General features: G+C 44.0%; 16 protein-coding genes and 1 tRNA gene. 12 read left to right on the forward strand and 5 right to left on the reverse strand.

All coding sequences use genetic code 11. The annotated features are described in order from the left end of the window. Positions 1-89 precede the first annotated feature (89 nt). Both L0659_RS02205 and L0659_RS02210 read left to right on the forward strand, forming a co-directional pair. Positions 90-1,328, forward strand: a complete 1,239-nt coding sequence (locus L0659_RS02205; protein WP_235123941.1) for a NupC/NupG family nucleoside CNT transporter — start codon at positions 90-92, stop codon at positions 1,326-1,328. 79 nt (positions 1,329-1,407) lie between these two features. After that, positions 1,408-2,331, forward strand: a complete 924-nt coding sequence (locus L0659_RS02210; protein WP_235123943.1) for a YihY/virulence factor BrkB family protein — start codon at positions 1,408-1,410, stop codon at positions 2,329-2,331. Between the two features lie 10 nt (positions 2,332-2,341). Here L0659_RS02210 and sppA read toward each other — a convergent pair whose 3' ends face one another. Then, positions 2,342-4,108, reverse strand: coding sequence for a signal peptide peptidase SppA (sppA, locus tag L0659_RS02215; protein ID WP_235123945.1), 1,767 nt, complete (start codon positions 4,106-4,108; stop codon positions 2,342-2,344). A 194-nt stretch (positions 4,109-4,302) separates the two neighbouring features. Here sppA and L0659_RS02220 point away from each other — a divergent pair, with 194 nt between their 5' ends. Beyond that, on the forward strand, positions 4,303-4,809 hold the full coding sequence (locus tag L0659_RS02220; protein WP_235123946.1) for a histidine phosphatase family protein: 507 nt from the start codon (positions 4,303-4,305) through the stop codon (positions 4,807-4,809). Position 4,810: 1 nt separating this feature from the next. After that, positions 4,811-5,014 carry a hypothetical protein gene (locus L0659_RS02225; protein ID WP_235123947.1) on the forward strand — a complete coding sequence of 68 codons (204 nt, stop codon included), beginning with the start codon at positions 4,811-4,813 and terminating at the stop codon, positions 5,012-5,014. On the opposite strand, the gene xerD is transcribed toward L0659_RS02225, so the two are convergent. Then, positions 5,015-5,911: a site-specific tyrosine recombinase XerD gene (gene xerD / locus L0659_RS02230; RefSeq protein WP_235123948.1), complete on the reverse strand. Its 897-nt coding sequence runs from the start codon at positions 5,909-5,911 to the stop codon at positions 5,015-5,017. Positions 5,912-5,937: 26 nt separating this feature from the next. Between xerD and aroQ the strand changes: the two genes are divergently transcribed. Continuing rightward, entirely contained in the window at positions 5,938-6,351 is a 414-nt protein-coding gene (gene aroQ / locus L0659_RS02235) for a type II 3-dehydroquinate dehydratase (protein ID WP_235123949.1), read from the forward strand. A 55-nt stretch (positions 6,352-6,406) separates the two neighbouring features. Here the strand turns inward: aroQ and L0659_RS02240 are convergent, their stop codons facing one another. Continuing rightward, entirely contained in the window at positions 6,407-8,896 is a 2,490-nt protein-coding gene (locus L0659_RS02240; RefSeq protein ID WP_235123950.1) for a M14 family zinc carboxypeptidase, read from the reverse strand. 252 nt (positions 8,897-9,148) lie between these two features. Between L0659_RS02240 and L0659_RS02245 the strand changes: the two genes are divergently transcribed. Then, positions 9,149-9,220, forward strand: a tRNA-Glu gene (locus L0659_RS02245). A gap of 202 nt (positions 9,221-9,422) precedes the next feature. Next, positions 9,423-10,130 carry an AAA family ATPase gene (locus L0659_RS02250; RefSeq protein WP_235123951.1) on the forward strand — a complete coding sequence of 236 codons (708 nt, stop codon included), beginning with the start codon at positions 9,423-9,425 and terminating at the stop codon, positions 10,128-10,130. Here the strand turns inward: L0659_RS02250 and L0659_RS02255 are convergent. Next, positions 10,111-10,377, reverse strand: a complete 267-nt coding sequence (locus tag L0659_RS02255) for a hypothetical protein (RefSeq protein WP_235123952.1) — start codon at positions 10,375-10,377, stop codon at positions 10,111-10,113. The genes L0659_RS02250 and L0659_RS02255 overlap by 20 nt on opposite strands. Positions 10,378-10,481: 104 nt before the next feature. On the opposite strand from L0659_RS02255, the gene L0659_RS02260 reads away from it, so the two are divergent. The 5 genes from L0659_RS02260 (at position 10,482) to L0659_RS02280 (ending at position 12,251) form a co-directional block, all read left to right on the forward strand. Next, on the forward strand, positions 10,482-10,832 hold the full coding sequence (locus L0659_RS02260; RefSeq protein WP_235123953.1) for a helix-turn-helix domain-containing protein: 351 nt from the start codon (positions 10,482-10,484) through the stop codon (positions 10,830-10,832). A gap of 105 nt (positions 10,833-10,937) precedes the next feature. Beyond that, complete coding sequence (locus L0659_RS02265) at positions 10,938-11,216, forward strand: type II toxin-antitoxin system RelE/ParE family toxin (RefSeq protein WP_235123954.1); 279 nt, start codon at positions 10,938-10,940, stop codon at positions 11,214-11,216. Positions 11,217-11,226: 10 nt separating this feature from the next. Then, positions 11,227-11,559: a HigA family addiction module antitoxin gene (locus tag L0659_RS02270; protein ID WP_235123956.1), complete on the forward strand. Its 333-nt coding sequence runs from the start codon at positions 11,227-11,229 to the stop codon at positions 11,557-11,559. Positions 11,560-11,651: 92 nt separating this feature from the next. Further along, positions 11,652-11,837: a type II toxin-antitoxin system HicA family toxin gene (locus tag L0659_RS02275; protein WP_235123957.1), complete on the forward strand. Its 186-nt coding sequence runs from the start codon at positions 11,652-11,654 to the stop codon at positions 11,835-11,837. Between the two features lie 6 nt (positions 11,838-11,843). Continuing rightward, a complete protein-coding gene (locus L0659_RS02280; RefSeq protein ID WP_235123959.1) occupies positions 11,844-12,251 on the forward strand; it encodes a hypothetical protein in 408 nt (135 codons plus the stop codon). 265 nt (positions 12,252-12,516) lie between these two features. On the opposite strand, the gene L0659_RS02285 is transcribed toward L0659_RS02280, so the two are convergent. Then, the gene (locus L0659_RS02285; RefSeq protein WP_235123960.1) at positions 12,517-13,626 is read right to left on the reverse strand and encodes an MBL fold metallo-hydrolase; all 1,110 of its coding nucleotides are present in this window, start codon (positions 13,624-13,626) and stop codon (positions 12,517-12,519) included. Positions 13,627-13,641 lie beyond the last annotated feature (15 nt).

Below are 13,641 nucleotides of genomic sequence, written 5' to 3' on the forward strand. Positions count from 1 at the left end.
GCATAATCCTGTATATTTTACACATTTCGTAGCTTCCAATTAATTTGTTGTTATTTTGCACCTTTTGGCAAAGGGCGACTTAACAATTTATGGAAAGATTTACGGGACTGCTGGGTATCTTATTGATCCTGGGCATTGCATTCGCAATGTCAAATAATCGAAAGGCAATTAATTACCGGACAGTCGGCGTGGGGTTGGGACTTCAATTTGGCTTGGCTGTTTTTATTCTTCGTACCGAAACCGGCCAGCGGATCTTTCAATGGCTGGGTGATAAAGTTCAAAAATTACTCTCATTCTCCGACCGGGGCGCCGATTTCGTGTTTGGGACACTCGTTCGCCCCGACTTGATGCAACGCGCATTCGGCCCCGGAAATGACTTCGTTTTCTTCTTTAAAGTGATCCCTACTATCATTTTTGTGGCCGTTTTGGTGAATATGCTCTACCATTTGGGCATTATGCAGCGCGTGGTTTCTGTTATTGCGCGTGGCGTTTACTGGCTTATGGGGGTAAGTGGCGCGGAAGCATTATCTAATGTTGCCAGCACATTCGTCGGACAGGTGGAAGCTCAGATCATGATCAAGCCGTATCTTAAAAATATGACCAATTCCGAGCTAATGGCTTCTATGACAGGAAGTTTTGCATGTATAGCGGGCGGAGTTATGGCTGTTTACATTTCATTGGGCGTTCCGGCTCCCTATCTGATTGCAGCAAGCTTAATGGCCGCGCCGGGTGCATTGGTTATCTCAAAAATCGTCTTTCCGGAAACGGAACATTCCAGCACAAAAGGCGTCGTAAAACTTGAAATACAAAAAACCCACGCAAATTTGCTCGATGCCATTGCAGCGGGAGCAGGCGAGGGTTTGAAGGTTGGTTTCAATGTTATAGCTATGCTGATCGGTTTCATCGCATTGGTCGCCTTGCTGGATTATCTGCTGGGCCTGATCGGTGGGCTGTTTGCCTTTCCGCAACTGAGTTTCAATTTCCTGCTTGGTAAAGTATTCTCTGTTTTTGCATGGGCCATGGGCGTGCCGGGCAAGGATATCGAGGCTGCAGGTTCGTTAATGGGGACAAAAATGGTGATCAACGAGTTTGTTGCCTATCTTGATTTGGTGAAAATGAAGGATACTTTGGACCACAAAACCATTGTAATCACCAGTTTCGCATTGTGCGGTTTTGCTAATTTCAGCTCGATTGCCATTCAAGTGGGAGGGATTGGAGAACTTGCCCCGTCACGCCGCGCTGATCTAGCGAGGCTGGGATTTAAGGCGCTCATTTGCGGTACATTGGCTTCCTACATGTCCGCCACGCTGGCCGGTCTGCTGCTGTAAGGCTTTCAGGGTTGCTGCTTTGGCATGGATATTTGTGTTCTACTAATTCAAAAGTAATATTGAACTAGTAGAACACCGTATGAAAAACGTCAAGCTGTATTTTTCCATCCTCAAAGAAAGTTTCAGTGAATTCATGAATGATAATGGGCTGAAACTGAGTGCAGCTCTTTCATACTATACAATATTTTCATTAGCTCCCATGTTGCTGGTCATCATTTCGGTGTTCAGCATTTTTTTTGGACGGGATGCCATTCAAGGTGAGTTGTTTGGACAAATAAGCGGATTGGTAGGAACGAATGCAGCATTGCAATTGCAGGAAATTCTTAAAAATGCCGAACTTTCCAACAAATCGGGTGTTGCGGCTGCGATAGGCATTGCAACTTTGCTGATTGGTGCAACAGGGGTTTTTGCAGAAATGCAGGATTCGATCAATTACATCTGGGCCATCAAATCGAAACCCAAAAAAGGCTGGCTGCAATATCTCAAAAACCGCCTCGTATCCTTCTCGTTGATCCTTACGCTGGGCTTTCTGCTGGTGGTTTCGCTGGGCGCGAGTGCATTAGTCGATGTGCTGAGTAATCAGTTGGAGAGATATTTTTCCGAAGGTTCAGTCGTGCTGTTTTATATTGTGAACCTGGCGCTGGTCCTAACCATCATTACCGCGTTATTTACGGTAATTTTCAAGGTTTTACCCGATGGCGAACTGAGATGGAAAGAATGTATGGTAGGCGCAACATTCACCGCTATTCTTTTCCTGGTAGGCAAATTTGTCATTAGTTTTTATCTGGGCCAGTCCGACCTGGGCGCGGCATACGGGACTTCCGCTTCGATTGTTATCCTGTTGACCTGGATTTACTATTCTTCGATCATCCTATATTTTGGGGCCGAATTCACGAAGGTTTATGCCAAACAAGACGGCGTAGGAATTGCTCCCAATAAACACGCCGTCCTGATTGTAAGAAAGGAAATTGATGAAGAAACCGGTAAGCTAATTGTCGATTAAATGTTGACGCTTAGCGGATTACCAATTCAAATGGCATTCTGGTTTGTGTTCCGCCCATGTTCAAAAGCTTTTTATACATTTTGACATAAGGAGCAAGTTCACCCATTGCTTTGGTTGTTGCTTTTTCTTCCTTGTCACCCATCATTTTGGTGATCAATTCGTCAAACGGCTTTTTCTTTTCAGGATAATAGCGAACGCGGTAATCGCCTTCATTTAATTTCGCCGCTTTGGCTGCGAGCTTAATAGCATCGTCCACACCTCCCAAAACATCCACAAGGCCGTTTTCTTTGGCTTCCGCGCCAGACCAAACACGTCCTTGTGCGAGGCTTTTTAACTTTTCAACCGACATTTTTCTGCCAGCCGCTGCTTTCTTGGTGAATGTCTCGTAACCTTCATTCACACTTTTCTGGATCCTCGATTTTTCGAAATCCGTCATGTCACGTGTAGCTGTCGGCCAGTCGGCATGCGGGCTTGTGCCTACGCCATCGAATGTTATACCAAGCTTATTATTCATGAAGTCCGAAACATTGAAAATCAAGCCGAATATGCCGATAGAACCCGTAATGGTGTTTGGCTGCGCTACGATTTTATCACAACCCATGGCCATATAATAACCGCCAGAAGCCGCTACATCCGACATTGAGGCAATAACGGGCTTCTTCTTAGCCGTAATTTGAATCTCGCGCCACATGACATCAGACGCAAGCGCGCTGCCGCCAGGGGAATTGATACGAATGACAATTGCTTTAATCTTGTCATTTTCGCGGATTTCTTTCAGTTCTTTTACAAATTTTTCAGAGCCAATGTTGCCGTCGCCGCCTTCACCGGAAGTGATCTCGCCCTCGGCAACCAGCACGCCAATGCGTTTGTTGAAATCACCTTCATCAACCTTACTGCCGCCTTTCAGATATTTGTCAACACCAACGTAAGTGATCTTTTTTTTCTCCTCTATTTTCAAATCTCTTTTCAAATAGGATTCTAATTCATCCTGGTAACCAAGGTCCGTTACGAATTTGTATTGCAATGCTGCTTTCGGATTGTCCACGGCAAGCGAATCCGCAAGTCCCTTTAATTCAGTAACCGGAATTTTGCGTGAAGCAGAGATATTTTTCAGGAAATTATCATTAATGGCCGTAATCAGCTCAATGGATTGTTTTTTGCTCGAATCACTCATATCCTGACGAGAGAACATTTCAATTGCACTCTTAAACTCCCCAACACGGAAAACCAACGGTTTGATTTCCAATTTGTCAAACGTGCCTTTAAAGAAGCTGTATTCTGCCGAAAGTCCGTTCCATTCAATGCCGCCCGCCGGGTTCAGATAAATCTTATCAGCTAATGAAGCAATGTAATAGCCTTTTTCAGAGTAAGATTCGCCGTAAGTGACGATGAATTTTTTTGATTTTTTGAATTCGAGAAGCTGGTTCCGGATCTCTTCAAGTGTGGCCCATCCGGCTTCCGGTCCTTCTGTTTTGAGGTAAATTCCTTTGATGTTATCGTCCTTCTGAGCGCTCTTTAAGGCTTCGATGATGTCTTTCAGTCCAACTGCATTTTCATCGCCTCCAAACGGTCCGCCAATCTCAGCAAATGGATTCTCAACGCCCACTTCCTGTATCGGTTTGTTAAGGTCTAATCTGAGGACGGACTTTTCTGCAATGACCACTTCGTCGTCTGACGAAAGCATCGAACCAATACCCGCAAGAATGAAAAAGGAAGCAAAAACGAAAATGATTATGCCGACAAAAGTGGCCAGGACATATTTAAAAAATTGTAACATGATATGCTTGCTAGTGGGTTTTATTTCATAGGTATGTAAGAAACAAAAATACAGATTAATTGTCGCGGATTGCAGAATAATTAATGTCGAAAGGTTGTATGACCTCGCTAAGTGGCAAAAAAATCCGGCTTATTTTCGTGGTCTGGCAAAGTGTTTAAATGCAGGGAATCTGTATTTTTGGGAAAAAAAGAAAAATGAAGAAGACGCTTATTCTCGTTCGTCATGCCACCGCTGAGGACCATAGTTTTTTGATCAAGGATTTTGACAGAAAACTCAACGATAAGGGACTGGGCGAGTCAGCGAAAATGGGTGAATGGCTTGCGGCTGCCAATATACATGCTGATATTTTTGTTTCAAGTCCAGCTCCGAGAGCTTACCAGACCGCAGAAATTATTGCCGGAAAACTTGGTGTAAATTTGGATCAGCTGGTTTCAGACAGAGAACTTTACGATGGCGGACCACGAGCTTATTTGAATGCTGTAAATGCTGTTTCGGAAAACTTTTCAACGCTCATGCTTTTCGGTCATAATCCTGATATCAGTCATTTTACGGAATATATGTCGGGCACAGACTTGGGCTCAATGAAGAAAGGGAGCGTTGTCATGATTGAATTTGAAGGGCTCAAATGGGAAGAACTTTCAGCTAAAACCGGGCAGCTGACTCTGTACAAAACACCTAAACAAGTGAGCGAAGCCGAGTAAAATGGACAAACCAAACAAAAACCGTAGCATATTCATCGCTATAACCATCTTTTTTATCGCGCTGTTCGTGTACATTTCTTATGACATGTCCAGCCGCACAACCGCCCCCTGGAATAAACCCAAGCAACTGAACCGCGCATTGCCAGGCGCCACGCCGGATGCAGATTCTCTTCTATTGGATTCGCTTCTGGAAGAAGTGAAGTGATTAACCTCTCGGATGAAACTCCGTGATAACCTGCCGCAGATAATCCCGATCCAAGTGCGTGTAAATTTCTGTCGTCGTAATGGACTCATGACCAAGCATTTCCTGAACAGCGCGCAAGCTCGCGCCGCCTTCAATTAAATGCGTTGCAAACGAATGCCGGAATGTGTGAGGGCTTACCATTTTATGAATTCCAGCCTTTTCCACAATGTCTTTGATCATTATAAAAATCATCACACGGGAAAGCTGGCCGCCTCTTCGATTCAGAAAAACAATGTCTTCCGCGTCCTTTGCCGGCGCAATTTCACTCCGAACGTGCTCCAAATAAATTTCCGTGTATTTAATCGCTTCTTTGCCGATCGGCACTAGGCGCACTTTATCGCCTTTCCCCAAAATCCGTAAAAAACCAATGTCAAAATAACAATGTGTTAACTGCAAGCCAGTTAGCTCCGAAACACGTAATCCAGAACTGTACAAAACCTCAATAATAGCACGATTCCGCGTTCCTTCTGGCGTGGAATGGTCAATGGCGGATAACATTGTTTCAATTTCCTCATAAGAAAGCACATCAGGCAGTTTGCGGGGCAGGCGAGGGGATTCTAACAGTTCCGTGGGATCTTCTGTAATTTCATTTTCCAATAAAAGATATTTGAAAAAAGCTTTAATCCCCGAAAGCATGCGCGCCTGGGAATGTGCGGCTAGGCCAAGCTCAGATAGATATTTGAGAAAACCAGTCAAATGGTCTTCATTCACTTTGGCTGGCGGCAAGTCAATTTTAGCCAATTCCAAATATTCTTCCAGTTTTTCAACATCCCGCACATAAGCCTCCACCGAATTGCCAGATAACGAGCGTTCCAGGCGGAGATAATTTTTGAAATGTTTGATGTAGCTTTGCCACATAGAAGAACTGTTAATCTGATTATTGAATGAAAAAGATCCTGATCCTGAACGGCCCTAATTTAAATCTTTTAGGCAAACGCGAACCCGGCGTTTATGGTAACCAATCATTTGAGGATTATTTGGAAACGCTAACAGGCCTTTTCCCCGACATTGAACTGCACTATTTCCAATCCAATCACGAAGGTGCATTAATCGATAAAATCCACGAAGTCGGCTTTACATTCGACGGCATCGTAATCAACGCAGGCGGCTACACCCACACTTCCATCGCCCTGGCCGACGCACTTTCAGCAGTAACCACACCCGCCATAGAAGTCCACATTTCCAACATTCACGCAAGAGAACCCTTCCGCCACCACAGCTATTTGACGTCGCGTTGCAAGGGGATGATTTGCGGGCTGGGGCTTCGTGGCTATGAAATGGCGGTTCGCTATTTCTAATTTTGAATGAGTGAATGAGTGAGTGAGAAAGTTAGAATACTCACTCATTCACTCATTATCTAAAAACCGCATTACTAAACAGGATTTTGCCATTATAGAGCATGGAACGGAAAACGGGATCGTCCATGAGGTAAACAACCTGGCCGCGGCCCATTTCCTGGACGCCCATAATAAGTGTGTTTTTGAGCTTTCCTGTTATTTTGTTGCCTACAAATCCTGCTTTGTAGCCAGTTTCTGCGAGGTAACCTACATTCCAGCCGTCTTTCAGGAAATCCATTTCGTATGCATCGCGTACGAGGGTGAAATATTCTTTGCTGCATCCAAATGAAAGCGGGTGCGTGGTGTCAAAAGTGACTTGGAACATGCTTCCCGGTGAAGATTCGCCTGCGCCTTCACGTTCCTGGTCACCGTATTTTTTGAATGTTTCGGAATCTTTCTTTCTATCCGTGATTTTTTTAGTCAAATTAAATCCTGGTTTTCCTACAAAAGCATCATTAGCACGTTCCATAGCGATCAGCTTTCCACCATTACGTATCCAGTTTTGTAATGCTTCCAGATTTTTGTCTCCAATAAGGTCTGAATATTTGCCATCGGGTAGGATTAGGACGTCGATTTCATTCCAAGGCAAAGACGAAAGTCGCGAACCGCTAACCATGGTTGCCGGATAGCCGATTTGCTGTTCAAAAAAGTGCCAAACGGCCCCCACGGACGTTGCGCTAATGCCATCTCCTGTAACTACAACCACTTTTGGCGTTTTTAATGTCGCAATGTAATCGCTGCCAAAGTCGGCGCCGTTGGTTACGTAACCTGTGTTTACAGGGGTGAGTTTTACAAAATGCTTGGTCGCGATGGAAGTGACAAGCTTGTCAAACGCCAGATTCTCATTGCCTTTTTTGGGAATGATCAATGTTCCTGCTTCATAAGAAGCCTTATTTATTTCAAATGGAATGTTAGAACTTTTAACCAAAACGCCATTTTTCAAAAGCTCACCCAGAAATGCAGCATGCTCAACCTCAGACCATTGTGCCAAGTATGCATAGGGCGATGTAGCTGGAATTGGATTTTCAATTTTATCCTTTTGATATGCAGCAGGTGTTAATTTGTCCTTCAAACCGTAAGCTTTCAAACCATATAAATAAGCAAGTCCCCAGCTCGTCACATCATACGTAACCGAGTCTTCCAGCACAGGCTTTGGTTCAAACAGAATTCTTAAAAGGTTCGATTTTGGCTGATAGGCGCTGATTAGTAAGTCATTATTTTCAACTTTAATCGCTTGTTCCGTTAATGTCGTCAGCTCCGTTCCTTTCGTGGAAGCCGATTTGCCTGCAATGCCATATACAAATCCCTGGCGATCCATCCATTCGCTGAACGAGCGAATGCGCTCTTCGTTGCCTTTGGATTTTACAATGTAGGTTTTGAAAGAACCGGCTGGCGCATTTGCAGCGTCGTCGTGGAATTTGATAAATTCAGAAACAATGCGCTCCTTTTGCGAAAGCACCGCTTCCAATGTCGCCAGGCTCGTGGCGTAATGATGTGAAATGCGGCTTACGAGTGTTAATGTGTCGTGCTCGTCTTTGCGCTCAATGCCCAAGCCAGCCCGTCCGCCACCGCCTTGCTCATAGGTCACACCCACTGCTCCGTTCGCCGTGGGCCAGGTGTCACCATAGCTTGGGTAAAATAGGTCGTAGTTGTAACGCGTGAAATACGCCCAGTTGTTTTTATCAAAATATTTGCGGCAATATTCTCCGATCAGGTCATTGAACTGGCGCTGCCATGCCGTCACATCCTTGTGAAAAGGGCGGGCGGCCGGTGGAAAATAGTAACTTCTGCTATGGCCCATTTCATGGAAATCGGCATGGAAATGCGGCATCCATTGATTGTATAGCGCGATTCGCTCTTTCGTCTCCTTTTGTGTTTGCCACGCCCAGTCACGGTTTAGGTCAAACAAATAATGATTAAAACGTCCGCCAGGCCACGGCTCGTCATGCTCCATTGCAAACGGCGTCACGTCCGGCGTCGCATTTTGCACGCGGTTATACCATTGCGTATAGCGCTCATAACCATCCGGATTAATGCAAGGATCGATCATCACGACCATGTTTTTCAAAAAATCCTGTGTCAGCGCATTTTGCTTGTTCAGTAATTCATAAACCACTTTCATGCTCGTATTGGCCGAAACCGATTCATTTCCATGCACATTATAACTCATCCAAACGATCGGCGGCGTGGCAGCATCGGGTTTGCCGTCGAGCAGTTTGATGCTTTTCAAATGATTCGTCCGGATCTTTTCCAAGTTCGCAATGTTCTCAGGCGAAGAAATGAATGCGACCATGAGCGGCCGGCCCTCATTGGTGCTGCCATATTGCACAAGCTTCACGCGATCCGCATTTTGCGATTGCAGCAACTTAATGTAATCGACGATTTGAGAATGATAGGCAAATTTGGAACCGAGCGGATAGCCGAGGAACTCATCCGGTGTTTTATTTTGGGCAAAGGTAAAATGTGAAAGCAGGAAAAACAGGGAATAGGAGATATATCGGATCATAATGATGCATTGGGTAAAACGGCAAAGTCCAAAATTAGGAAGTTAGCTCAATTTAATGTTATTGAAGATTGAATAAAAAACTTTCAGATTGAAGGTTCTGGAAATGAGGCAGGTGCAAAATACTTTGATTTTATTTCCAGTGTAAGTTTGGAATTTAAAAACCGGTCGTGCATCTTTGCACCACGATTTCGGAAAACGGAAACGAAAAGTGAAAGAAAGTGCTTAAAAAACGCGCGAAGTAGGAGACCAGTCGGCCCATTCGTCTAGCGGTTAGGACACGACCCTTTCACGGTTGAAACAGGGGTTCGATTCCCCTATGGGTCACATAACCGCGCGGAACGCGCTTTCAGAAACTACAAAAACCGCTTTATTTTAAAGCGGTTTTTTTGTTGTTAGCTGGCTCCAATTCCCAAACGCGCTGGTTCCAATTTCCAAATTGGGACCCCTTATTCTCCGATTTCTAAATCGGAAACGAGTAAAGATTTTCCAAATCGGAAAACAAGCGAAACGTTAAATACACACAATAATGCCCTTCCTAACCAACGCCACCACAACCGACCTAGGCAACCCATCCGAATATCCATTCAACATCCCAGTCCTAGCCAATGGGCTAGACTTAGAATTCAATTCCAACGTAACCTTCTTCGTAGGAGAAAACGGCTCCGGAAAATCAACAATCCTGGAAGCAATAGCAATTAAATGCGGCTTCAACCCAGCGGGAGGCAACCAAAATCACACATACGAATTTTACGAAACCGAATCAAACCTTTCCAATTATATAAGACTTTCCTGGCGACCAAAACGAATCACCAACGGCTTCTTCATGCGCGCCGAAAGCTTCTTCAATTTCGCCACTTATGTAGATTCAAATGATCTGTCCGACGTGTACGGCGGCAAATCGCTCCACGCGCAATCGCACGGCGAAGCATTCTTATCATTGTTTTTAAATAAATTCAATCGAGGCATTTATCTGCTGGATGAGCCCGAAGCAGCGCTTTCCCCGCAGCGGCAGCTTGCATTCATGTCGATCATTAATAGTCTGGAACGGGCCGGCAATGCACAATTCATCATCGCAACACATTCTCCAATCCTGCTAACCTATCCCGGAGCAGTAATTTTTGACTTTGACAAATCGCCCGTTGAAGAAATAAAATACACGGAAACAAACCATTATCAACTAACCAAAAGCTTATTGGAAGATCCGGAGCGTTATTTTAAAAATTTGTTTGATTAATCCCCGCAATTTCCTCCAAAGCCAAAGTCACACATTCAATCCGATCCACATCGCCACGTCGTGGATCTGAAAGCGCCTGAGCAACAGACCGCATATAAGCCTCGCCGGTTCTGGTGTCAAAGAATTTATCGTGCTTGGCAAGTTTATCTCTCCATTTTGGACCCACCATTCCTTTTGCTTTTCCGAAACGTAAAAGCAGTCGTTGTTTGATTGGCAATGCGGGCTGGCGCGTCGTAGTTGTTTCCATTTGTATAATATGTGTAATTTGCGGTAAACAGATAGTGTTTCACAAATATAACTCATTTTGATTTATATTAAATCATTTTAAGTTTAAATGATTCGTATTTTTGAATGTTTAACGTAATTAGAGTTAAAAGACTGCGGGAAAATTTGAATCTTAGCGAAACCCAATTCGCAAAGAAGATTGGTGTTTCACAAGCAACCTATAACAGACTTGAAAAGGGAAGTGGAAACTTTACAGCAGATGCAATCGCTCAAATCGTAAAAATCTTTGAGATTAGCCCATATTGGCTGCTGCTTGGTGAAGGAGGAGAAGAACCGGTTTTCTTAAATCAATCTAATCCAGCTGATCAAATAACAATTACCAAAGATGAGTTTATTGAATTGCAGCGGAAGGCTTTGCGGCAGGAGGATCGGATTAGGGAGTTGGAGAGGGAGGTTGGGGATTTGAAAAGTAAATAACGATATTTGAAAAAATTAACACACTATCTATGATAACAGAAACTACTAAATGTGCATCAGCGCTGTTGACTTCTAGATTTTATCTAAGAGTTTGGCATCGTTGAAATGATAGAAAGCATTCAGCATAAGGGTTTATGCCTTCTTTTCGAAGACGATAACCCGTCAAAACTGCCGCCTCATCTGGTGGAACGAATCCGCCAAATTTTATCTTTGTTAGACGTCGCTGATTCAATCGAGCAGTTAAATGTATCGGGATATCGGTTACATAAGTTGACCGGTGAATTAAAGGAATTTTATTCCGTTAGAGTTAGTGGAAACTATCGGATAATTTTCCGGTTTGTAGATGGAAATGTGTTTGATGTAGACTATCTTGACTATCACTAATCGCAGTCATATGTTAAAAAGGGGAATGCGCCCATCCCATCCGGGCGCTATTTTGGTAGGAATGATAGAAGGTTTACGTGATGAGTCGGGCAAGGCTTTTACTATAACTGAAATCGCTGCGGGACTTGGGATAAACCGCGGAACACTATCGGCTATCCTAAATCAAAAGGCGTCTGTAAGCCCGGAAATGGCGGTTAAACTTTCCGAGGGGTTTGGTACAAGCGCGGAATTATGGTTGAACTTACAAAAGAATTACGATCTGTGGCTGGCAGAAAAGAATGTTAGCAGAGATAAAATAAGGCATTTTGTGAATGGCGAAAGCGCAGTGGTGCTTTCTGCTTGACGTTTATATTGCAATTCTACAATAAAAAGTACTTACATTCTTGACAAAGGTCGCAAATTTGCGACCTTTGTTTTTTTAACACACTATATAGAATGGATGCAAAAGAGCTAATCCGCCTTTTGGAAAAGCAAGGCTGGGAAGAAGTAAGGACCCGAGGAAGTCATCGAATGTTTAAGCATCCAGATAGCGACCGAACGATTCCTATTGCTTTTCATGGTCATAGGGATATTCCTATTGGAACTTTAAGAAAAATTTTGAAACAAGCGGGCCGCAAATAATAAAATATGAAACTGACAATCATAATAGAGAAAGGCGATAACGAGCTGTGGGGACGAATTGAAAACGTTCCAAACTATCTGCCCGTAACCAGTGGCAGCACATTAGAAGAGATTACGGAAAATTTGAAAGATTTACTGGAAGACTTCATTCAACACGAAGGACAGGAATATGAAATATGGAGAAATCTAAAAAACTCGGACTTCGCTTTTGATTACGCTTATGACCTGAGCGCCTTTTTTGAATTGTTTGATGACATTAAAGTTGGAGCATTAGCAAAACGAGCTGGCTTAAATCCTTCATTGGTTAGACATTACGTTGCCGGAACCAAGTTTCCATCTGAACAGCAAGCAAAAAAGTTAGAAGATGCAATTCATGACCTTGGGGAAAAGTTGAAAGAGGTTGTCTTGGCTTGACTATTTTTCTCCCAATCATCAGGAATTCCGCCGCGGTAATGCTCTGCGACCTCCCCATTCTCATCTAAATAACCGATTTCTTTTAAATGGTCAATAGACGCTTGGCGAGGATCGGGAGAATTGTCTATTTGATCCCGCCTGGCCTTAACATACGCTCTAACTTTATCAACAAGTTCCTGAGTCATAGTTACAAGTGTTTATGTATAGAATCCCAATTTCAAAACTTCCCAACACATTCACAACTCAAATGTCCCTCCGGTAGCCATCATAAATTTTCCGGCTGCAGCGCTACGTGCTTCCACCAATCCGTAAACACATTGTCTCCCTTCAAATTAACCTTCTGCCCGATCATAGGCGTTACAAGCGGCATATCCTGCTTCTTAGCTTCGATTGTGGCCCTTTGAATTGGTTCGTTCCAGTCGTGGAGGGCTAGGGAGAATTTGGACCAGTGGACGGGCATTAGTTTGGTGGCTTTCAGCTCGCGGGCTGCTGTTACGGTTTCTTCGGGCATCATATGGATGTATTTCCAGGCTTCGTTGTATTGGCCGCATTCCAGGATTGCGAGGTCGAATGGGCCGAATTTTTCGCCGATTCTTTTGAAATGCTGGTCATAACCCGAGTCACCGCCAATGAAGATTTTCATGGTGGGTGTTTGTAATACAAATGAAACCCAAAGTGCCTTATTGCGGCTGAGGCCACGGCCCGAAAAATGCCTTCCTGGCGTCATATCGACCCTAAATCCGCCGCCAAGGTCTGCTCCCTGGTTCCAATCTTTTTCAATCAACATGTTTTTGTTATAGCCCCAATGTTCAAAATGCTCGCCTGTTCCGAGGCCGGTTAACACGGTTTTGACTTTTGATTTCAGCTTCAAAATGGTCGTGTAATCCAAATGGTCCCAGTGATCGTGCGAAATCATGAGATAATCAATGGCAGGGAAATCTTCGACGGTGTAAACATCGGTTCCTTTGAAACTAGGCGTTGTGAAATGCACCGGAGAAGCGCTGCCGCTGAAAACGGGATCGACGAGGAATGTTTTGCCATCGATTTGCATGAAGTAAGAAGAATGTCCAAACCATACTAAAACATTCTCACTGGGGTCTAAATGCAGTAAATCGGTCTTTTGAGAAGGAATGGTTGCGCCTGGAATGTTGTATTTGCTTTTGCCAAAAAAGAACTTCACCAGCACTTTTGAATAACTGGAACCTTCTGCCAAATCGGGCGTATAACTTTCGTTTTGAAACTTGCCGTCTTTGTAGTTCGGGGAATTTTTGATGAGCTCCAATCTTTCGCCCGAAGGTTGTCTCCCAAACTGTGGGCGCTGCAAAAAAATGTAACCGGCCATGACGAGCAAGGCCAGCAAAATAAATAATATCATAAGGGATTTTTTAAG

The organism is Dyadobacter sp. CY347 (assembly GCF_021502655.1).
In the GTDB taxonomy this organism is placed as follows: Bacteria; Bacteroidota; Bacteroidia; order Cytophagales; family Spirosomataceae; genus Dyadobacter.